Origin of the sequence: Variovorax saccharolyticus, from assembly GCF_030316765.1 — a bacterium.
Lineage (GTDB): Bacteria > Pseudomonadota > Gammaproteobacteria > Burkholderiales > Burkholderiaceae_C > Variovorax > Variovorax saccharolyticus.
In genome coordinates, this window is sequence record NZ_JASZYT010000002.1 from 689,265 (window position 1) to 708,618 (window position 19,354).

Sequence of the window (19,354 nt, forward strand, 5' to 3'; positions counted from 1 at the left end):
CGCGTGCTGGAAGACCGGGTCAGTCCGTGCCGGGCAGCGGCAGCTGCGGCGCGAACTTGGCCCGATGGAGGCTGAAGAAGGCCTTGACGTTGCGGACATTGGCATCGCTGGTGAACAGGCGCTGCGCCAGCGCCTGGTAGCCGGGCATGTCGCGCACCGTGACGATCAGCACGAAATCGGGTCCGGGCGACACGCGGTAGCACTGCTGCACGGCGTTGTCCGGTGCGACCCTTCGCTCGAACGCCTCCAGGGAGGCGGCGTCCTGCCGGTCGAGCGAAACCTCGATCACGGCGGTCAGCAGCGGCCCGATGCGCGCCGGGTCCAGGATCGCGACCTCGCTCTGGATCCATCCGTCCTCGCGCAGCCGGCGCAGCCGCCGCAGGCAGGTCGGCGGCGAGATGTCGAGGCGCTCGGCCAGCGCCTGGTTACTGGCCGAGGTGTCTCGCTGCAGGGCGTCGAGCAGGCGCAGGTCTGTTTCGTCTAGGTCTGAAAATTTCATGGATTTGCTTGATTTGAAATTTTCGTACGGTTCATGAGATCGATGAAATATTCGGACAAATCTGATCGGGAAACGATCTCAATTTTCATTCCACGAAGCCTACCATCGCAACTTCATTTCGAAGGAGCAGTCCCATGTGTGGCATCGTCGGCGCCGTTTCAGGCCGCAATATCGTTCCCGTCCTGGTGCAGGGCCTGCAGCGCCTCGAGTACCGCGGCTATGACTCCTGCGGCGTGGCGGTTCATGCCCAGGGGCTGCAGCGCGCTCGCACCACGTCGCGCGTGGCCGACCTGCTGGCGCAGGTGCGGGACGACCGCATCGAGGGCAGCACCGGCATCGCGCACACGCGCTGGGCCACGCACGGCGCGCCGGCGGTGCACAACGCCCATCCGCATTTCAGCCACGGGCCGGGGGCCGACGCCGAGAGCGCCCGGCCCGGGCGGGTGGCGATCGTGCACAACGGCATCATCGAGAACCACGAGAGCCTGCGCGCCGCGCTCCAGGCGAAGGGCTACGTGTTCGCGAGCCAGACCGATACCGAGGTCATCGCCCACCTGATCGACAGCCACTACGACGGCGACCTGTTCGAAGCCGTGAAGACCAGCGTCAAGCAGTTGCACGGCGCCTACGCCATCGCCGCGATCTGCCGCGACGAACCGCAGCGCGTGGTCGGCGCCCGCGCCGGCTCGCCGCTGATCCTCGGCGTCGGCCAGGAGGCCGGCGAGAACTTCCTGGCCAGCGACGCGATGGCGCTGGCCGGCGTGACCGACCAGATCGTCTACCTCGAGGAGGGCGACGTGGTCGACATCCAGCCGGGCAAGTACTGGATCGTCGACCGCGCCCACAAGCCGGTGACCCGCGCCGTGCGCACCGTGCAGGCGCACAGCGGCGCCGCCGAGCTCGGCCCCTACCGGCACTACATGCAGAAGGAGATCTTCGAGCAGCCGCGCGCGATCGCCGACACGCTCGAGGGCATCGAAGGCATCGTGCCCGAGCTGTTCGACGGCGTCGGCGTCGACGGCGCGCCGGGCGCCGCCGCGTGGCGCGTCTTCAAGGAGATCGACCGCGTGCTGATCCTGGCCTGCGGCACCAGCTACTACAGCGGCTGCACCGCCAAGTACTGGCTCGAGGGCATCGCGCAGATCCCGACCCAGGTCGAGATCGCGAGCGAGTACCGCTACCGCGACTCGGTGCCCGATCCCAGGACCCTGGTCGTCACGATCAGCCAGTCGGGCGAGACCGCCGATACGCTCGCGGCGCTCCGGCATGCGCGCTCGCTGGGCATGGAACAGACCCTGACCATCTGCAACGTCGCCACCAGCGCCATGGTGCGCGAGTGCAAGCTGGCCTACATCACGCGCGCCGGGGTCGAGATCGGCGTGGCCTCGACCAAGGCCTTCACCACCCAGCTGGCGGGGCTGTTCCTGCTGACGCTGGCGCTGGCGCAGGCCAAGGAGCGCCTGAGCCCGGGCGACGAGGCGCGCTACCTGAAGGAGATGCGGCACCTGCCGGTGGCGCTGCAGTCGGTGCTGGCCCTCGAGCCGCAGATCATCAGCTGGTCGGAGGATTTCGCGCGCAAGGAGAACGCGCTCTTCCTCGGCCGCGGGCTGCACTATCCGATCGCGCTCGAAGGTGCGCTCAAGCTCAAGGAAGTGACCTACATCCACGCCGAGGCCTACGCCGCCGGAGAGCTCAAGCACGGGCCGCTGGCGCTGGTGACCAGCGAGATGCCGGTCGTGACCGTGGCGCCCAACGACGCGCTGCTCGAGAAGCTCAAGAGCAACCTGCAGGAAGTGCGCGCCCGCGGCGGGGTGCTTTACGTGCTGGCCGACGGCGACACCCGCATCGAGAGCAGCGATGGCATGCACGTCATCCGCATGCCCGAGCACTACGGGGCGCTGTCGCCGCTGCTGCACGTGGTGCCGCTGCAATTGCTGGCCTATCACACGGCGTGCGCGCGCGGGACCGACGTCGACAAGCCGCGCAATCTGGCGAAAAGCGTCACGGTGGAGTAGGGGAAGCGGCGCTTGCCGCGCCGCAAGAAAGCAAATCCCGATTGCGAAAGGCGGCAATGTTTGTAATAGTTAAGTATGAATGTACTAAACGAAAATACAACAAGTACTGCCATACCCTCCCAACCGGGATCGCAGCGGGTCGCTGCGCCCTGGCTGCCGATCGAGAGGCTTGACGGCAGATCGCTGCAATACGACGACTTTCTCGCTCGCTTCGTGCATGGCGACCGGCCGGTCGTCATCACGAACATCTGCCAGGCCTGGCCGGCGATGCGCGAGTGGACGCCGGAGAAGCTCGCGCGCCGGCTCGGCAGCAAATCGGTGCCGATCGGCTATGGCCGCGAGATGCCCTTCGACCGCTTCATCGCGGAGGTGCTGGCCTCCAGCGCGGAGCAGCCGGGCCCCTACATGTACCGCTCGTTCCTGCACGACGTGCTGCCGGAGCTGCTGCCGGACGTGATGCCACCGCACGACTTCGCCTTCCCGCGCCGCTACGCGAGCCCGCTGATGCCGGAGAAATGGCGTCGGCCCGACGGCTACCTGAAGTTGCTGATCGGCGGGGTCGGCAGCAAGTTTCCGGTGATGCATTTCGACGCCGACAACCAGCACGCCCAGATCACCCAGGTCTATGGCGACAAGGAGTTCGTGGTCTTTTCGCCCGCCGACAGCCCCTGCATGTACCCGCGCGCCGCGTTTCCCAACCAGTCGATGGTCGACGACCCGGTGCAGCAGGACCGCGCGCGTTTCCCGCTGCTCGCCCAGGCCACGCTGTATCGGACCGTGCTCAAGCCCGGGGAGATGGTCTTCGTGCCGGCGCGCTGGTGGCATGCGGCGCGCGCGCTGTCGACCTCGATCTCGCTGTGCACCAACATGCTCGACGAATCCAACTGGCAGGGCTTCCACGACGAGGTGGTGGCCGGGGTGGCGAAGACTTCGCCCGAGGACGCCAGCCGGCTCGGCCGGCAGCTGCAGCGCGTCGACGGCTGGCTCACGCGGCTCGAGCGCTTCCAGCGGCGCCGGCCCGGCCTGGCGCGCGCACTGCTCTTTCCCGCCATGCTCGCGCCGCTCACGGCCGAGTCTGCGCCGGACCCGTCGAGACGCCAGTTGCGCATCCGCGTTCCGAGCGCCTGAACGCTTTCCGGCCGGCCGGGCGCAGGTCGCCGCAGCGGGGCGAAGCTAGGCTAGGGCGCCGTGATCCGCCCGAACCAGAGCAGCGACAGCGTGGCCGCAGTCAGCGCGACCAGTGCCGAGACGAGCGTCAGCAAGCCGGTGAGTTCGGTCTCCCGTGTCATCACCTGCACGCGGGAGCCGAGATTCTCGTAGACGCTGCGCAGCGTCTGCGCGGTGCCGGCATGGTGGTACTCGCCGCCGGTCATGCGCGCCACTTCGCGCAAGGTCGGTTCGTCCAGCTTCATGTAGATCGCCATGCCTTCGGGCAGGGCCACGGCGCCATCCACGGTCCCCAGCCCGACCACGTAGATGCGCACGCCGCGGTCGGCCGCCATCTTCGCCGCCGCCAGCGTATCGACTCCGGTCGTCCGGCGGCCGTCGCTCAGCAGGATGATCGCGGCGGAGTCGTATGAGCCCGGCGCCACCGGCGTGATCTGCCTGGGCGGCGGCTTCGCCTTCTCGTCCAGGCTGCGCCCGGGCTGCCGGCTGCCCAGGGTCATGTCGCCGAGGTCGATGCCGTGCTCCGGAAACAGCTCGGCCAGGCACAGCACGATGGCATCGCCGACCGCGGTCCCCATCTGCATCTGGAAGGCGTCGATGCTGGCGACCAGGGCCTCGCGGTCTAGCGTGGCGCGCTGGGCCACGTGGCTGCTGCCGGCGAAGGTGACGAGCCCGACCTCGATGTGCCGGGGCAGTTCGCGCAGGAACAGCTTCGCCGCTTCCTGCGCTGCGGCGAGCCGGGTCGGCTCGACGTCGCTGACCCGCATGCTGAGGGAAACGTCCATGGCGAGCATGATCGAGGACCGCGCCCCGGGCAGCGCCACGCGGGCCACGGGGCGGGCCGCGGCCAGCAGCAGGCCCGAGCAGGCCAGCAGCAGCAGGACCGGCGGCAGGTGACGGCGCCAGCTGCGGCCGGCCGCGGCCGCGCGGACGTCGACCAAGCTGCTGTAGTGCAGGGCGGCCTTGCTCCGGCGGCGCAGCAGCCAGGCGTAGGCCGCCGGCAGCGGTACCAGCGCCAGCAGGAGCCAGAGGTACTGGGGCCAGAGGAAGGACATGGGCGGGCGTGGCGGATCCGGTGCAACTCGGCCGTCGCGATCCGGCGCCGGCAGGCGAGCACGCGCGTTTCTTCGCAGTGCGGCAATATCGTGCCTGCGAAGCCTTGCCTTCGCAACCTCCTTCGGCCGTGCGAAACGGCCCGGACGCTTCAGCCGCCCGGCTCCTGCGCCGTGACGCGCCAGGCCGCCACCTTGCGGTGGAAGCCCTTGAGTTCCAGCTCGCCGATCTCCTGGATCGACCAACCGGCATCGAGCGGCAGGTCCTGCAAGGCGCCCTGGACGCGTTGCGAGATCAGGATCTCGCCGCCGGCCGCTTCGGCGCACAGGCGTGCCGCCAGGTTGGTCACGGTGCCGATGGCGCCGTAGTCGATGCGGCCGTCGAAGCCGATGCCGCCGAGAGTCGCGAAGCCCTGGGCGATGCCGACGCCCATGTGCAGGTCGTAGCCCCGGCGGCGCCATTGGCCGCTGAGCGCGACCATCTCGCGCTGCATCTGCACGGCCATGCGCAAGGCCCGCGCCGGCGCGTCGGCCACCGGCTGCGGATCGTTGAAGAAGATCATCATCCCGTCGCCCGAGAAGCGCTCCAGCGTGCCTTCATGGTCGAGCACCAGGCGGCCCATCGCGGCATGGTACTGGGCCAGCACGGCCATCACCTCCTCGGGGTCCGCGGTCTCGGTGAAGGCGGTGAATCCGCGCAGGTCGAGGAAGACGACGGTGATCTCGCGCCGGTGGCTGCGCAGCGGATCGTCGGCGCCGCCGGCCAGGATCGCCTCCGCCAGTTGCGGCGAGAAGAAGCGCTTGAGCTGGCCCACGCGCTCGAGCTGCGTCACGCTCTCGGCCACGCGCTGCTCGAGCGTGCTGTTCCACGCCTGCAGCTCGGTGCGCTGGCGCTGCACCTCGTCGTACAGCGCCTTCACCCGAAGCAGGGAACGCACGCGGGCCAGCAGCTCGGCCTGGTGGATCGGCTTGCCGAGGAAATCGTCGGCTCCCGCGTTCAGGCCGTTCACGCGCTCCTGCTCGGGATCCAGCGCCGTCACCAGCACCACGGGCAGGACGGCGAGGGCGGGATCGGCGCGGATCGCGCGGCAGACGTCGTAGCCGTTCATGCCCGGCATCATCACGTCCAGCAGCACCAGGTCGGGCGGGTCGGCGGCGATGCGCGCCAGCGCCTCTTCGCCCGACGCAGCGGTGCTGACGCGGTAACCGCGCGCCGTGAGGACATCGGCCAGCAGCCGGACGTTCTTGTCGACGTCGTCGACGACCAGGACATGCGCATTCATCGAAGCATCTCCGTGCTCATCCGAGGGCCTCCAGGGACTGCAGCGGCAGCACGAAGGTGAAAGTCGCGCCTTCGCCGAGACGGCTTTGGACGCCGAGGGTGCCGCCGTGCAGCTCGACGAAGCGCCGGGCCAGCGGCAAGCCGAGGCCGGTGCCCTCGGCCTTGCGCAGGTAGTCGTTGCCCGCCTGGCGGAATTCGTCGAACACCAGGGCGTGGTCTTCGGGCGCGATGCCGACGCCGGTGTCGGCAACGCTGACCTCGGCCATCGCCGGGCCGGCGGCGCCTTCGACGCGCTGCGCGCTGAGCTGCACGCGGCCGCCGGCGGGCGTGAACTTCACCGCGTTGGAGAGCAGGTTGACCACCACCTGCTTGACCTTGCGCGCGTCGGCAACCCATTCGTGCAAGCCCTCGCCGACCTCCAGCGACAGCGAAAGGCCATTGCGCTGCGCCCGCTCGCGCACCAGGATCATGGCGTTCTCCAGCAGCAGGCCGAGGTCGAAGCAGCTCAGGTCCAGCTCCATCCGCCCGGCCTCGATCTTCGACAGGTCCAGCACGTCGTTGATCAGGGTCAAGAGGTGCTGGCCCGAGGAATGGATGTCCCGCAGGTACTCCATCTGCTTGTCGTTGACCGCGCCGAACATCTGCTCGGTCAGCACCTCGGAAAAGCCGATGATGGCGTTCAGCGGCGTGCGCAGCTCGTGCGACATGTTGGCCAGGAACTCCGACTTGTGCTGGTTCGCGACTTCGATCTGCCGGCTCTTGTCCTCGATCTCCCGGAACAGGCGCGCGTTCTCGATCGCGATCACCGCCTGGTCGGCGAAGGTCTCGACCAGCCGCACTTCGGCATTCGAGAAGGGCTGCACGTGCCGGCGCATCACGGCGATGATGCCGACCGACGCACCCTCGCGAACCATCGGAACCGCCATCACGGTGCGGAAGCCATGGCGCGCCTGCGGCCCGCGCGAATCGGGAAACTCGGCATCGAGCACCCGGGCCACGTCCTGGACGTGCACCGTCCGGCGCTCGGCGAAGGCGCGCCCGACCACCGATCCCCGGGTCAGGGGCAGGACTTCGTCCTGGCCGGCGACCGTGTCGCTGCGGGTGCCGAGGTAGCCGGTCATGGAGCGCAGGTGATCGTCCTCGGGCAGCCAGATCCTGCACCCGTAGGCCCGGCACAGATCCGCCGCGCGCTCCGCGACCGCCTGCAGGACCGGCTGCAGATCGGTCGGCGAGCGGCTGATGACGCGAAGGATCTCGGCCGTTGCCGTCAGGTGCTCGAGCGATGTGCTCAGTTCGGCGGTGCGCTGCTCGACCTTGCGCTCCAGTTCGCCGTAGGACTCGCGCAGCTGCGCCGACATGCGGTTGAACTGGTTGGCCAGGCCTTCCAGCTCGTCGCCCGTGCGGACCTCGATCTGCTGGTTCAGGTCGCCCTGGCCGATGTGCCGCGCCCCCCGCGCCAGCGTGCGGATCGGCTGCACCATGCTGCGCGCCAGCAGCGATGCCGCCACGGCCGAGATCACCAGGCCCGCCAGCAGCAGCACGGCGGCGCGCAGGAAGGAGGCGTTGAGCTTGGCGTACACCTCGGCGATCGGCTGCTCCACGAACACCCGCCAGCCGAGCGGCTGGATCGACGCCATCGAGGTCAGCACCGTGGCGCCCTGCAGGTCGCGCGACACCATCGCCAGGCCCGGCGGTGCGCCATCGGCCAGTGCCGCCTGGACATGCGGCAGCGAGGCCAGGCTGGTCTTGCGCAGCACCAGCCCGATGTCGGGGTCGGCGACCAGCAGGCCGTTGCTGTCGATCACATAGGCCTTGCCGGCCTCGCCGATGTGGATGCGGGACACCACGTCCCAGATGAACTTGAGGTTCAGCTCGGCCATCGTGACCGGGCCGCCCGGGCCGGCGGCGCGGATCGCGACCGTCATGTAGGGCTCGGTGCCGCGGTTGAAGTAGACCGGTCCGAACCACGGCGCGCCGGGAAGGGCGCTGCGGAATGCGGATTCCGACGACCGGTCCCGGCCCGAGCCGACGACGTCCATCCCGACGCGCGACACCACCACCTGCTCGCGGCCGGCGCCGTCGAGCTGCGCGATGTCGGTCACCTCGGGCGCCTGGCGCAGAAGGCGCCAGAACTCCGCGCGCCGCGCTTCCAGGTCGGAGGCCTCGAGCTGGGCCAGCGCGGCATAGGCCAGCTGCTCGAAGACCTGCTGCACGTACTGCTCGATCCGCGATGCCGCGCCGACGGCCTTCTCGTGCTGCAGGCTGGCCAGCGCCGTCTTGTTCTCCTGGTAGGAGAAATAAAGGCTGATCGCGCTGGACGCCAGCAGCACCGTCGTGACCAGCGAGAGGATCAGCAGGAAATACTTGCGGAACAGGCGGCCGCGATGGACGTCCCGCGTGCCCTGCGGCAACGCCGCCGAGCGCCGGCCTGGGGCGGTCGATGCAAGTTCGCCGGGAAGCGAGGCGGGGGACGAATCCGGTGCCTTCATGGCCCGCCCATTGGACAACGTCGCCCGCACGATGGGAAGAGCGGGCGGGTAGGCCTATTGGCCGAGTCGGCATCTCGCCCGCGGCGCGGGCGCGGGCGCAGAATCGATCCAGCGGCTGCCGGCGACAAGGAGAGAACTGATGCGCAGCAGGATCTGGTGGGTACTTCTTTGCGCCATGCTGGCGGTCTGCGCCTCGGTGGCGCAGGCTCAGCAGTCCAGGAAGGTTCCCCGCCTGGGCTATCTGGCGGCCGTTTCGGCCAGCGCCGACGCGCCACGGCTGGAGGCGTTCCGGCGCGGGCTGCGCGATCTCGGCTATGTCGAAGGGCAGAGCATCCTTATCGACTACCGCCACGAGAGCCACGACCTGCAGCGGCTGCCGAGCCTGGCAGCGGAGCTGATCGCCCTCGACATCGACGTCCTCGTCGCCGTGACCTCGAACGCGGCGCAGGCCGCCGCCCGGACCACGCGGTCCGTCCCGATCGTCTTCATGGGCGTCACGGACCCGATCGCCACCGGGCTGGCCGAGAGCCTGGCGCGGCCCGGCGGCAACGCCACCGGCATCACCAACGTGGCGGCGATCCTCACCGGCAAGCGACTCGAGCTCCTGAAGGAGGTCCTTCCCTCGGTCAAGCGGGTGGCGGTGCTGTGGGACCCGCTCGCGCCCGGCTCCGTCCCCCAGTGGCAGGCCAGCCAGGTGCCGGCGGAGACGCTCGGCCTCCAGCTGTATTCGATGGAGGCCAGCAGCGCCGCTGCCTATGTCGATGCCTTCAAGGATGCGGTCAAGGCGCGTAGCACCGCGGTGTGGGTGACCCTGAACCCGGTGGCCAACTCGAACCAGAAGACGATCGCGGAGATGGCCATCGCGCACGGGCTGCCGACGATCTGCGCCCGCAGCGACTACGCCGAGAACGGCTGCCTGATGGCCTACGGGCCCGGCTATGGCAACGAGGGCAAGGACGGCGCGCGCTATGTCGACAGGATCCTCAAGGGCGCCAAGCCCGCCGACCTGCCGATCGAGCAGCCGACGAAGTTCGAGCTGCTGGTCAACCTGCAGACCGCGAAGCGGCTCGGCCTGACGATCCCGCGGGCGGTGCTGAACCGGGCCGACAAGCTGATCCAGTGAACCGGCTGCAGGCCGGCGGCCGGGCGTTCAGTCGTCCGCGGTGCCGGCGGCTGCGCCGCTCGCGGCGAAGAACGGCATCGGATCGATCGCGCTGCCGTTGCGGCGCAGTTCGAAGTGCAGCTTCACGGTGGCGGACTCGGTGTCCCCCATGCGGGCGATCACCTGGCCGCGCTTCACGGCCTGGCCCTCCTTGACGAGCAGCTCGCTGTTGTGGGCGTAGGCCGACATGTAGGTGGCGTCGTGCTTGATCATCACCAGCCGGCCGTAGCCGCGCAGCGTGGCCGCCGCGAAGACCACCTTGCCGTCGCCGGCGGCGCGGACCGGATCGCCCTTCGCCCCCGCGAAATCCACGCCCTTGTTCGAGCGGCCGTCGAAGCGCGCCACGACGGCGCCGCTCGCGGGCCGCTGGTAGCTGCGGTCGGGCTTGACCGACGCCACGGGCCTGTCGGCCTCGTTGCGAGGCTGCGCCTTCTTCGATCCGGCGGCCGGCTTCGCCTTGGAAGCCTTGGCCGACTGGGTCGCCCGCTGCGGCTTGGACGATGGCGTGCCGCGCGAAGCTTCGGTGCGCGCTGCGGAGCTTGCGGCCGAGGCCGGCGCCGCGCTCTTCGGCGGCGGCGAGGTGGATGTCGCACATCCGATCAGCAGCGAGCCCGCGATCGCGCAGGCGAGGCCTGATGCGGCCCGGTGGATGAATGTCTTGGACTGACCTGTCATGCGTCGACTGTAAAGGCAGCTGCGGCAGCCCGACGCCGGACGGCTCACACGAGCTGCGCGGCGAGCAACTCGCGCACGCGGGTGACCAGCTCTGGTTCGGCGCGGCGCGCCGGCAGGAACTGGAAGGCCACGCGCGGCAGCGACGGCAGGCCGTGCGGCGCCGGCAGCCGTGCCACGCCGGCGCAAAGCGCCGATTCGTTGAGGCAGGCCACGCCGAGCCCGGCCGCCAGGGCCGACTGCAGGCCGGCCACGCCGGAGGCGACATGGGCCACCGCGTGCGGCACGCGCCGCTCCCGCAGCAGGCGGATCGTGAACTGGTGCAGCGAACAGCTGTCGGGCAGCACCAGCAGCCGCAGCGGCTCGCCGCGCACGATGCGATGGCCCTCCGCGGCGACCCAGGCGAGCGCTTCGCGGCGCAGCGGCGCGCCGGGCCCGCGGGCGCCGGTCCTGGATGCGGCCGGGTTGATGCGCATCGCCAGGCCGATGTCGAACTCGCCGCGGCCGAATGCGGCTTCCATGGCGCTGCCCTGCAACACGTTCACGTGCAGGCGAAGCTGCGGGTAGCTCTGGCCGAGCCGGCTCAGCAGCCGGCTCAGTTCACCGGGCCTGAAGTAGTCGGTGACCGCGAGCCGCAGCTCGCCCTGCAGCGTCTCGCCGCCGAGGTCGCGCAGGGCCTCGTCGCTCGCCGCGAGCAGGCGGCGGGCATGCGCGAGCAGGCGAAGGCCGGCGGGCGTCGGCGCCACGCCGGCCTTGCTGCGGGTCAGGAGCGTGTGGCCGATGCGCTGCTCGAGCTTGCGCATCTTCTCGCTGACCGCGGACTGCGAGAGGAACACCACCGGCGCCGCCGCGGTCAGGCTGCCCGCATCGACCACCGCGACCAGGGTCCGGAGCTGTTCGAGATCGAGTGGCTGCATTCGGATATCCATTCTAGAAACAGATGACATGTATCATATCTTCCCGCTTTTCAGATGGAAATGCAGTTCCGACAATGAAGTCTCTTTCACTGCATGAGGTTTCTCGCCATGCCGCACATCGTCATTCATCTCTCCGGCCAGCCCGACGCCCGGCTCACCCGCAAGGTCGTCGACAAGGTGTCGCAGCTGACCCAGTCCGTGCTCGACAAGAAGCTGCCCGTGATCGCGATCACGGTGCAGTACATCGCCGCCGACAGTTGGTTCGTCGGCGGCCAGTCGCTCGCGGAGCTCGGGAAGTCGGCCTTTCACCTCGACATCAGCATCACGGACGAGACCAACACCAAGGCCGAGAAGGCGCGCTACCTGCGCGAGGTCCATGCCGCGATGGCCGAGCTCAGGAGCGACCTGCACGAGGTGTCGTACGTGCACCTGATCGATGCCCGGGCCGCCGCCTACGGCTACGGCGGCAAGACCCAGGAATTCCGGCACCAGCAGGCTGGAGTGTGAGCAGAAAGGCCGGCGCCGGGCCGCTCCCAAGGCGGGGCTATACCGCGGCGTAGGCCACGATCTCGATCTTCATGCCCGGCACCACCAGGCCGGCGACGCCCATGCTCGAGCGGTTCGGGTAGGGCGCAGCGAAGAACTCGCGGTACACGCGGTCGATCGCCGGCATGTCCTTGACGTCGGTCATGTAGATCAGCACCTGCGTGACGTCGTCGAGCCGGCCGCCCGCGGCTTGCACCGCGCGCTGCAGGTTGGCGAAGGTCAGGCGGGCCTGATCCTCGATGGCGCCGGTGTCGATGCTGCCGTCGGGGCGCACCGGGCCATGGGCGGTGAACAGCAGGCCCGAGGCCTTCACGGCCCATGAAAAAGGCTGCGCCAGTGCCGGCAGGCCGGTGTCGACGATCTCCTTCACGAGAGCACCGCCGCCATCGACTGCGCGACGTGGTCCACGTTGGCGCTGGTCAGCCCCGACAGGCACATCCGGCCCGAACGCACCAGGTAGACCGCATGCTCGTCGCGCAGCCGTGCCACCTGCGCCTCGCCGAGGCCGGTGTAGCTGAACATGCCGCGTTGCGTGACCAGGTAGCCGAAGTCGCGCCGGCCCTGGAACTTCTCGTCGAGCACCGCCAGCAGGCGTTCGCGCATGGCGCGGATGCGGCGGCGCATGGCGGCGGTCTCGTCGGTCCAGAGCGCGAACAGCGCCGGGTCCTGCAGCACGCGGGTGATCACGCGGGCGCCGTGCGTGGGCGGGGTCGAGTAATTGCGGCGCACCGTCGCCTTGAGCTGGCCCAGCACGGTCTCGGCTGCCGCGCGGTCCTCGCACACCACGCTGAGGCCGCCGCAGCGCTCGCCGTACATCGAGAAGTTCTTGGACAAGGAGTTGGCGGCGAAGAAGGGGATGCCCGCGTCGGCCAGCGCGCGCAGGGCGAAGGCGTCCTCGTCGAGGCCGTCGCCGAAGCCCTGGTAGGCGATGTCGATGAAGGGGATCAGGCCGCGCTCGCGCAGCACCGGGATCAGCGACTCCCATTGCGCTTTCGACAGGTCGACCCCGGTCGGGTTGTGGCAGCTCGCATGCAGCAGCACGATGCTGTGGCGCGGCAGGGCGTCGAGGCTCTCCAGCATGCGGTCGAACGAGAGGCCGCCGGTGGCCGGGTCGTAGTAGGGATAGGTCTTCACCTCCAGGCCGGCGCCTTCGAAGATGGCCCGGTGGTTGTCCCAGGTCGGGTCGCTGACCCAGACGCCGGCTTCGGGGAAGTAGCGCCGCAGGAAGTCGGCGCCGACCTTCAGCGCGCCGGAGCCGCCCAGGGTCTGCAGGGTGGCGATGCGGCCGCTGGCGACGGCCTCGTGCGCAGCGCCGAACAGCAGGCGCTGCACGGCGCTGCGGAAGTCGGCGATGCCCTCGATCGGCAGGTAGGGACGCGGACCGATATCCTGCAGCAGCGCGGTCTCCGCGCGGCGCACCGACCCCAGCACCGGCAGGCGGCCTTCATCGTCGAAATAGACCCCGATGCTGAGGCTGACCTTGTGGGCCCGCGGATCGGCCTGGAAGGCTTCCATGAGGGACAGGATCGGGTCGCCCTCGTAGGGCGGTACATGGCTGAACAGCGAGGGAGACGGAGCGGTCATGAAGAAGTCCCGGGTAGGCGTTGCGAAGCCCAGATTCTTCAATTGGCGGTTCAGTATGCCAAGGGTTTTTTGATCAATGCATGTATTGACCAACAAATGCATTGATAAAGGATGTTTTATGCGCGCCTGCCAGCCACATGCCGGGCAGGCGCGCGAAGGCCTCAGTTGCGCCGGTAGGTGGTGTCGCCGTAGGTGGCCGCGCCTGCCGCCGTGATCGTGCGCGCACCGGCCCGAACCTGGGCCCTGTCAGCCGCATCGACCCGCGCCGCGACGCCGGTGCCGCCGTTGCTGATCTGCATCGGCTGCAGGGCTTGCGCCCGCACCTCGGCGCGCGTCTGCGTCGACTGGAAGGGCTGGGGCGGCAGCGGGTTCTGTTCGCCCTGGAAGGCCTGGGCGACCAGTGCCGAGAGGCCGCTCAGGGCTGCGATCGCGATCTGTCTGGAGTTCATGGCGATGTCCTCGTGAAGTGGATGAAGGCCCTGGCGTGATTCGCGCTCACTTCGGGAGCAGCACCTTGTCGACGACGTGGATCACGCCGTTCGACTGCACGACGTCGGCGATGGTCACGGTGGCCGCGTTGCCGTTGCCGTCGACGACCATGACTTTGCCGTTGGCGGTCTTCGCGGTCAGCGCGCCGCCGGCCACGGTCTTCAGCGAGGCCATGCCGCCGCCGTCCTTGATCTGCTTCAGCAGGGTCGCCGCATCGATCTTGCCGGGCACCACGTGGTAGGTCAGGACGGTCGTCAGCTTGGCCTTGTTCTCGGGCTTGAGCAGCATGTCGACGGTGCCGTCGGGCAGTGCCGCGAAGGCTTCGTTGGTCGGCGCGAACACCGTGAACGGCCCCGCGCCCTTGAGCGTGTCGACCAGGCCCGCGGCTTTCACCGCCGCCACCAGCGTCGTGTGGTCCTTCGAATTCACCGCGTTGTCGATGATGTCCTTGGTCGGCAGCATCGGCGCTCCGCCGACCATGACCTGGGCCATCGCCGTGGCGGCGCCGATGGCAAGCGATGCGGCGAGAGCGATGGAAGCGGCGCGTTTGAATCTGATCTGCATGGAGTGCTCCTGTTGGAATGGGGCCGCCACGAGATCCGCAACGGCTGCTGTTGATACGCGGCCGCGGGCACGACAGATCAGTTCTTCAGTGCGTGCGAGAAGGTAAAGAGACCGACGTCGACGCGGCCGCTGCGAAAGCCCGCCTCGCAGTAGCAGAGGTAGTACTCCCACAGGCGCCGGAACGCGTCGTCGTAGCCGAGCGCCGCGATCGCGGGCCACGCGGCGTGGAAGCGGCGGCGCCATTCGGCGAGAGTCAGCGCATAGCTGGCGCCGAAGGATTCGGCCGTCTGCAGCACGAGGCCGGCGCGCCCGGCCTGTGCCTTCATCGCGCTCACCGAAGGCAGCTTGCCCCCGGGGAAGATGAAGCGCTGCACGAAGTCGGTGCTGCCGCGGTAGCGATCGAAGTGCTCGTCGGCGATGGTGATGACTTGCAGCACCCCCGAACCGCCGGGCGCGAGCCGCTCGCTCAGGGTGTCGAAGTACTGCGGCCAGTAGCGTTCGCCGACCGCCTCGAGCATCTCGATCGAGACGATGCGCTCGTACCGGCCTTCGACGTCGCGGTAGTCCTGCAGCCGCAGGTCGACGTCGGCCAGCCCCTGTTCGCGCAGCTGCCGCCGTGCATGCGCGAGCTGTTCGGTCGACAGCGTCAGGCCGGTCACGCGGGCGCCGTGGCGGGCGGCGAGCGCGGCCGCCAGGGCACCCCAGCCGCAGCCGATCTCGAGCACCGTCGCCTGCGGCGGGAGGTCCAGCAGCGCGAGGATGCGATCGAGCTTGGCGGCCTGCGCCGCTTCGAGCGATTCGTCGCCGCTGGCATAGAGCGCGCTCGAGTAGATCAGTGCCGGGTCCAGCCATTGGGCATAGAAGTCGTTGCCCATGTCGTAGTGGAAGGCGATGTTGCGCCGGCTGCCGCGCCGCGTATTGGCGCGGCTGACGCGGAACAGGTCCCCGAGCCGGCGCGCGAACCACGAGCCCTCGAGCACGCGGCCCCAGCTGGCTTCGTTGCGGATGCCGAACTCGAGCAGGGCGCTCAGGTCCGGCGTGGTCCAGTCGCCGTCGCGGTAGGAGGCCGCTAGCCCGAGGTCGCCTTGCAGCAGCAGCCGGGCCAGCGGCCGCCAGCGTTTCAGCGCAATGAAGGCCTCCGGACCTTCGGCCGCGCCGCGACCCTCGACGCGCGTGCCGTCCGGCAACTGCACGCCGAGCGCGCCGTGGCTCAGGCTGCACAGCAGCCGCGCGAGCAGCCTGCGAAGCGGCCGGCCTCCGCGGGCACGCAGCGCGGCCGCCGTGTGATCGATGTGCTCGTCGCTGCCGAAGCCGTTGGACGAAGTGGATGCACTCATGAATCTCTGGCCTTGGTGATGGTGACCGGCGTCGCCGGCGGAGCGGGGCGCCGGTGCAGGCGCACTCCCTTGAGCCACAGCCGCAGCGCTTCCCAATGGATCGCAGCCACGACCTTGAGCGCCAGTAGCGGATGGGTGAGGAACACGCGCAGCAGCGCCGCATCGCCGAGCGGCCGCCTGCGCGCATCGAGGCGCGCCTGCAGCAGCGTGCCCTCGGCGTCGCTCGCGCTGACGCCGAGTGCGAGGCCGGCACGGTCCGGCCGCGGCGGCTCGACGCGAAAGCCGTAGCGCATCTCGAGGCCGAGGAAGGGCGAGACATGGAAGCGCTTCTCGCACTGCTGCGTGATGCAGTCGCTGCGCGCCTCGGCGGCGTCGACCGGGATCAGGTAGCTGTGCCGCTCGCCGAAGGTGTTGTTGACTTCGTAGAGGATGGCCTGCAGCGCGCCGTCGGGCTGGTGGCAGAAGTAGACCGACAGCGGATTGAAGGCGTGGCCCAGGATGCGCGGCATGCTCAGCAGCCGGATCGGGCCGCCCGCGCTCAGGCCCGCGGCTGCCAGTTGCCGCTCCACGTGCGGGCGAAGACCGCGGCCGTCGCCGTAGTCGCTTTCGTGCAGGCTGAAGAGGTTGAAGCGGTTCACCGAGAACAGCCGCAGCCGGCGATCGAGCTCGGCCAGTTCGTCCAGGTCCGCCAGCAGCGAGAACAGGCGGTAGTCCAGCCGATGCCGCACCGGCCGCAGCCGCTGGTGCATCACGCGACCGACGTAGAGGGCCGATTCGCGGCTCATGTGGTGCGGGCCGCCAGCGGCAGCCGCAGCCGCCCCGATTCGTTCGCCACCTGCCACGGCCGGCGCACCCCGCCGAGCGCCTCGGCCACGGCCAGGCCGGCCTGCAGGCCGTCCTCGTGGAAGCCGGAACCGAAATAGGCGCCGCAGAACCAAGTGCGGCTGCGACCTTGCAGGGACCAGAGTTCGTCCTGTGCGCGGATCGCTGCGGCGTCGAACAGCGGATGCTCGTAGAGCTCGCTGCGGATCAGCTGCCCCGCCGCCGGCTCCTGCATCGGGTTCAAGGTCAGGAACAGCGGTGTCGATTCAGGGATGCCCTGCAGCCGGTTCATCCAGTAGGTCACGCTGAGGGCTTCGCTGCGGCGGCGGTCGGCGGCGTAGTTCCAGCTCGACCAGACAGCGCGGCGGCGCGGCATCAGCGCGGCGTCGCTGTGCAGCACCGCGCGGTTGCGGCTGTAGCGGAAGGCGCCCAGCAGGCGCTTCTCGTCGGTGCTGGCATCCGGCAGCAGGCGCAGTGCCTGGTCGGCGTGGGTCGCGATCACGACATGGTCGAAGCGCTCGGGGGCGGCGCCGCCGGCGCAGCGCACGAAGGCGCCATGCGCGCCGCGCCGGACCTCGATCGCGGCGCTGTCCAGCCGCAGCCGGTCGCCGAGGTGGTGGCTGATGCGCTGCACATAGCTGCGGCTGCCCCCCTGCACGGTGCGCCAGGCTTCGCGCCGCCCCAGGTCGAGCAGCTGGTGGTTCTCGCAGAAGCGCACGAAGGCTTCGGTCGGGTAGTTGCCGATCTGCGCTGCCGGGGTCGACCAGATGGCCGCGGCCATCGGGTACAGGTGGTCGTCGCGGAAGGCGCGTCCGTAGCCTCGCCGGTCGAGGTACGCGTCCAGCGGCATCAGCCCGATGCGCGCGGCGTCGGCCGGCGCCTCCCGGTAGAAGCGGACCAGGTCGCGCAGCATCGACCAGAAGCGCGGGCTGGCGAGATTGCGGGCTTGCGCGAACAGGCCGCGCAGGCCGCTGCCCGAATACTCCAGCGCGCCCTGGTCGAGGCTGACCGCGAAGGACATTTCCGAGGGCCGGGTCGCAACCTCGAGGTGGGCCAGCAGGGCGCTCAGGTTCGGATAGGCGGCCTCGTTGTAGACGATGAAGCCGGTGTCGACGGCGATCGGTCCGCCGGCCGCCGGCACCTCGACCGTGTGGCTGTGGCCGCCGGCCCGCCCGTCGGCCTCGAACAGGGTGACCCGGTGCCTGTGCGACAGCAGCCAGGCGGCCGAGAGGCCCGAGATGCCGCTGCCGATGACCGCGACGTCAAGCATCGATCGGTCGCCGGCGCGGGCGGCTGGAGCGCCGTCGGGCGCGAAATCGGTTCTCATGGTCGGCGGGTCCTGGCACTGGGTCTGGCAGCTTCTACGCAGGCGGGGGGACTTTGGATTACTTCGCGCCAGGCTGCTGTGATCTAATTTCCCGGCTGGTGCGTATCAACGACATGAACACCGTGCGTCAGTCCTCCGCAGCGGCCGCGAGGCCTGTGGCCAGGCCGCCAGGCCGGTCGATCCTGACGCTGCATCAGAACCGGGGAGCGATGGCGACTAGCGAAGAACTCAGCGAGATGCTGCAGGCCGTTGCCCGTACCGGTGACCGGCAGGCATTCGCGGTGCTGTTCCGTCATTTCGCGCCGCGCGTGAAGGCCTACCTGATGCGCGGCGGCAGTGCCGAGGGCCTGGCCGAGGAACTGGCGCAGGAGACCATGGTCAGCGTCTGGCGCAAGGCCGCGACTTTCGATCCGGCGCAGGCCGGCGTCTCGACCTGGATCTTCACCATCGCCCGCAACCTGCGGGTCGATCATTTCAGGCGCCAGGGCGGCGCGACATTCGTCGACGGCGAGGACAACGACGGCAGCGAACTGCCGGACACCGCCCCCGCGCTCGACGAGCAGCTGCGTGCCGGACGGCGCGAGCGTGGCCTGCGCGAGGCGTTCGCGCGGCTGTCGGCCGAACAGGCGCAGGTGCTGCACCTGTCCTTCTATGAAGAGCAGCCGCACGCCCGGATCGCCCAGTACCTGGGCATTCCGCTCGGCACCGTCAAGTCCAGAGTGCGGCTCGCCGTGAACCATCTGCGTCGATTGCTCGACGAGCTAGAACCATGATCCACCACCATCCGGACGACGGACTCCTGCTGGCCGAGGCGGCCGGCACGCTTTCCAGCGGGCATTCGCTGCTGGTTGCCAGCCATGTCGAAGGCTGTGCCCACTGCCGCGCGCGGCTGCGCGAGCTCGAAGCCGTCGGCGGCGCCATGCTGGAGCAGCTCGCGCCCGCCGTGCTGCCGTCGCAGGCGCTGGCCGAAACCCTGGCCGCGATCGATGCGCCGCCGCCGCCACCGGCCGCGCGCCCGAAGTCAAGGCGCACCAGCCGGCCGGCCCTGCCCGACGGCATGGCCTGGCCGCGTGCGCTGCGGGGCTGCAGCGCGACGCCCTGGCGATGGATCGGGCCCGGCATGCGCTGGAGCCGCGTCACCGTGCCCTTCGACGCCGCGGCCAATGTCTTCCTGCTGCGCATTGGAGCCGGCAAGGAGCTGCCCTTCCACACCCACAGCCAGAGCGAGCTGACGCAGGTGCTGCACGGCGCCTTCCACGATGGCCGGGCGCTGTTCGGTCCGGGCGACTTCGACGAGGCCGACGGCGACATCCATCACCAGCCCAAGGTGCTGGCGGCCGGCGAGTGCATCTGCCTCGCCTCGGTCGAAGGCCGGGTCCTGTTCCAGGGCGCGCTGGCGCGCATGCTGGGCTCGCTGGTCGGGATGTAGC

Annotated in this window: 19 protein-coding genes; 6 read left to right on the forward strand and 13 right to left on the reverse strand. The window is 69.6% G+C overall.

The genetic code is table 11. From position 1 onward, the window contains the following. Positions 1–19: 19 nt before the first annotated feature. On the reverse strand, positions 20–499 hold the full coding sequence (locus QTI45_RS09380; protein ID WP_286368941.1) for an Lrp/AsnC family transcriptional regulator: 480 nt from the start codon (positions 497–499) through the stop codon (positions 20–22). Positions 500–633: 134 nt separating this feature from the next. Between QTI45_RS09380 and glmS the strand changes: the two genes are divergently transcribed. Continuing rightward, positions 634–2,514: a glutamine--fructose-6-phosphate transaminase (isomerizing) gene (glmS, locus tag QTI45_RS09385; RefSeq protein ID WP_286654146.1), complete on the forward strand. Its 1,881-nt coding sequence runs from the start codon at positions 634–636 to the stop codon at positions 2,512–2,514. A 75-nt stretch (positions 2,515–2,589) separates the two neighbouring features. After that, positions 2,590–3,642, forward strand: coding sequence for a cupin-like domain-containing protein (locus QTI45_RS09390; protein WP_286654147.1), 1,053 nt, complete (start codon positions 2,590–2,592; stop codon positions 3,640–3,642). Positions 3,643–3,692: 50 nt separating this feature from the next. Here QTI45_RS09390 and QTI45_RS09395 read toward each other — a convergent pair whose 3' ends face one another. The 3 genes from QTI45_RS09395 to QTI45_RS09405 all read right to left on the reverse strand — a co-directional run bounded on the left by QTI45_RS09395 (position 3,693) and on the right by QTI45_RS09405 (position 8,504). Continuing rightward, positions 3,693–4,736 carry a VWA domain-containing protein gene (locus tag QTI45_RS09395; RefSeq protein ID WP_286654148.1) on the reverse strand — a complete coding sequence of 348 codons (1,044 nt, stop codon included), beginning with the start codon at positions 4,734–4,736 and terminating at the stop codon, positions 3,693–3,695. 149 nt (positions 4,737–4,885) lie between these two features. Beyond that, on the reverse strand, positions 4,886–6,016 hold the full coding sequence (locus QTI45_RS09400; RefSeq protein WP_286654149.1) for an adenylate/guanylate cyclase domain-containing protein: 1,131 nt from the start codon (positions 6,014–6,016) through the stop codon (positions 4,886–4,888). A 16-nt stretch (positions 6,017–6,032) separates the two neighbouring features. Next, positions 6,033–8,504 carry a sensor histidine kinase gene (locus QTI45_RS09405; protein WP_286654150.1) on the reverse strand — a complete coding sequence of 824 codons (2,472 nt, stop codon included), beginning with the start codon at positions 8,502–8,504 and terminating at the stop codon, positions 6,033–6,035. 139 nt (positions 8,505–8,643) lie between these two features. Between QTI45_RS09405 and QTI45_RS09410 the strand changes: the two genes are divergently transcribed. Beyond that, positions 8,644–9,627: an ABC transporter substrate-binding protein gene (locus QTI45_RS09410; RefSeq protein WP_286368947.1), complete on the forward strand. Its 984-nt coding sequence runs from the start codon at positions 8,644–8,646 to the stop codon at positions 9,625–9,627. Positions 9,628–9,654: 27 nt separating this feature from the next. Here the strand turns inward: QTI45_RS09410 and QTI45_RS09415 are convergent, their stop codons facing one another. Both QTI45_RS09415 and QTI45_RS09420 read right to left on the reverse strand, forming a co-directional pair. After that, positions 9,655–10,341, reverse strand: coding sequence for a M23 family metallopeptidase (locus tag QTI45_RS09415; protein ID WP_286654151.1), 687 nt, complete (start codon positions 10,339–10,341; stop codon positions 9,655–9,657). A 44-nt stretch (positions 10,342–10,385) separates the two neighbouring features. After that, positions 10,386–11,255, reverse strand: coding sequence for a LysR family transcriptional regulator (locus QTI45_RS09420; protein WP_286654152.1), 870 nt, complete (start codon positions 11,253–11,255; stop codon positions 10,386–10,388). 108 nt (positions 11,256–11,363) lie between these two features. Here QTI45_RS09420 and QTI45_RS09425 point away from each other — a divergent pair, with 108 nt between their 5' ends. Continuing rightward, positions 11,364–11,762 carry a tautomerase family protein gene (locus tag QTI45_RS09425; RefSeq protein ID WP_286368951.1) on the forward strand — a complete coding sequence of 133 codons (399 nt, stop codon included), beginning with the start codon at positions 11,364–11,366 and terminating at the stop codon, positions 11,760–11,762. 37 nt (positions 11,763–11,799) lie between these two features. On the opposite strand, the gene QTI45_RS09430 is transcribed toward QTI45_RS09425, so the two are convergent. From QTI45_RS09430 to QTI45_RS09460, 7 genes are all read right to left on the reverse strand, one after another. Further along, a complete protein-coding gene (locus QTI45_RS09430) occupies positions 11,800–12,171 on the reverse strand; it encodes a RidA family protein (RefSeq protein WP_286368952.1) in 372 nt (123 codons plus the stop codon). Continuing rightward, positions 12,168–13,364 (reverse strand): amino acid aminotransferase, encoded by a 1,197-nt coding sequence (locus QTI45_RS09435; RefSeq protein ID WP_286654318.1) that lies wholly within the window; start codon positions 13,362–13,364, stop codon positions 12,168–12,170. Before QTI45_RS09435 ends, QTI45_RS09430 begins: the two co-directional genes overlap by 4 nt. Before the next feature lie 182 nt (positions 13,365–13,546). After that, positions 13,547–13,834 (reverse strand): DUF4148 domain-containing protein, encoded by a 288-nt coding sequence (locus tag QTI45_RS09440; RefSeq protein ID WP_286654153.1) that lies wholly within the window; start codon positions 13,832–13,834, stop codon positions 13,547–13,549. Between the two features lie 46 nt (positions 13,835–13,880). Continuing rightward, on the reverse strand, positions 13,881–14,438 hold the full coding sequence (locus QTI45_RS09445; protein WP_286654154.1) for a fasciclin domain-containing protein: 558 nt from the start codon (positions 14,436–14,438) through the stop codon (positions 13,881–13,883). A gap of 77 nt (positions 14,439–14,515) precedes the next feature. Then, positions 14,516–15,775, reverse strand: a complete 1,260-nt coding sequence (locus tag QTI45_RS09450; protein ID WP_286654155.1) for an SAM-dependent methyltransferase — start codon at positions 15,773–15,775, stop codon at positions 14,516–14,518. Then, positions 15,772–16,560, reverse strand: coding sequence for a DUF1365 domain-containing protein (locus QTI45_RS09455; RefSeq protein ID WP_286654156.1), 789 nt, complete (start codon positions 16,558–16,560; stop codon positions 15,772–15,774). The genes QTI45_RS09450 and QTI45_RS09455 overlap by 4 nt, the downstream gene beginning before the upstream one ends. Continuing rightward, positions 16,557–17,924, reverse strand: a complete 1,368-nt coding sequence (locus tag QTI45_RS09460) for an NAD(P)/FAD-dependent oxidoreductase (protein WP_286654157.1) — start codon at positions 17,922–17,924, stop codon at positions 16,557–16,559. The genes QTI45_RS09455 and QTI45_RS09460 overlap by 4 nt, the downstream gene beginning before the upstream one ends. Positions 17,925–17,977: 53 nt before the next feature. Here QTI45_RS09460 and QTI45_RS09465 point away from each other — a divergent pair, with 53 nt between their 5' ends. Both QTI45_RS09465 and QTI45_RS09470 read left to right on the forward strand, forming a co-directional pair. Then, positions 17,978–18,697: a sigma-70 family RNA polymerase sigma factor gene (locus tag QTI45_RS09465; protein ID WP_286654158.1), complete on the forward strand. Its 720-nt coding sequence runs from the start codon at positions 17,978–17,980 to the stop codon at positions 18,695–18,697. Further along, entirely contained in the window at positions 18,694–19,353 is a 660-nt protein-coding gene (locus QTI45_RS09470; protein ID WP_286654159.1) for a ChrR family anti-sigma-E factor, read from the forward strand. Before QTI45_RS09465 ends, QTI45_RS09470 begins: the two co-directional genes overlap by 4 nt. Position 19,354: the final 1 nt, after the last annotated feature.

Bases quoted from the DNA above. Each gene is read 5' to 3' on its own strand.
- QTI45_RS09460 (WP_286654157.1), bottom strand. From the start codon at position 17,924: ATGAGAACCGATTTCGCGCCCGACGGCGCTCCAGCCGCCCGCGCCGGC.
- QTI45_RS09425 (WP_286368951.1), top strand. From the start codon at position 11,364: ATGCCGCACATCGTCATTCATCTCTCCGGCCAGCCCGACGCCCGGCTC.
- QTI45_RS09410 (WP_286368947.1), top strand. From the start codon at position 8,644: ATGCGCAGCAGGATCTGGTGGGTACTTCTTTGCGCCATGCTGGCGGTC.
- QTI45_RS09455 (WP_286654156.1), bottom strand. From the start codon at position 16,560: ATGAGCCGCGAATCGGCCCTCTACGTCGGTCGCGTGATGCACCAGCGG.
- glmS (WP_286654146.1), top strand. From the start codon at position 634: ATGTGTGGCATCGTCGGCGCCGTTTCAGGCCGCAATATCGTTCCCGTC.
- QTI45_RS09390 (WP_286654147.1), top strand. From the start codon at position 2,590: ATGAATGTACTAAACGAAAATACAACAAGTACTGCCATACCCTCCCAA.
- QTI45_RS09415 (WP_286654151.1), bottom strand. From the start codon at position 10,341: ATGACAGGTCAGTCCAAGACATTCATCCACCGGGCCGCATCAGGCCTC.
- QTI45_RS09420 (WP_286654152.1), bottom strand. From the start codon at position 11,255: ATGCAGCCACTCGATCTCGAACAGCTCCGGACCCTGGTCGCGGTGGTC.
- QTI45_RS09405 (WP_286654150.1), bottom strand. From the start codon at position 8,504: ATGAAGGCACCGGATTCGTCCCCCGCCTCGCTTCCCGGCGAACTTGCA.
- QTI45_RS09400 (WP_286654149.1), bottom strand. From the start codon at position 6,016: ATGAATGCGCATGTCCTGGTCGTCGACGACGTCGACAAGAACGTCCGG.
- QTI45_RS09470 (WP_286654159.1), top strand. From the start codon at position 18,694: ATGATCCACCACCATCCGGACGACGGACTCCTGCTGGCCGAGGCGGCC.
- QTI45_RS09450 (WP_286654155.1), bottom strand. From the start codon at position 15,775: ATGAGTGCATCCACTTCGTCCAACGGCTTCGGCAGCGACGAGCACATC.
- QTI45_RS09395 (WP_286654148.1), bottom strand. From the start codon at position 4,736: ATGTCCTTCCTCTGGCCCCAGTACCTCTGGCTCCTGCTGGCGCTGGTA.
- QTI45_RS09380 (WP_286368941.1), bottom strand. From the start codon at position 499: ATGAAATTTTCAGACCTAGACGAAACAGACCTGCGCCTGCTCGACGCC.
- QTI45_RS09445 (WP_286654154.1), bottom strand. From the start codon at position 14,438: ATGCAGATCAGATTCAAACGCGCCGCTTCCATCGCTCTCGCCGCATCG.
- QTI45_RS09440 (WP_286654153.1), bottom strand. From the start codon at position 13,834: ATGAACTCCAGACAGATCGCGATCGCAGCCCTGAGCGGCCTCTCGGCA.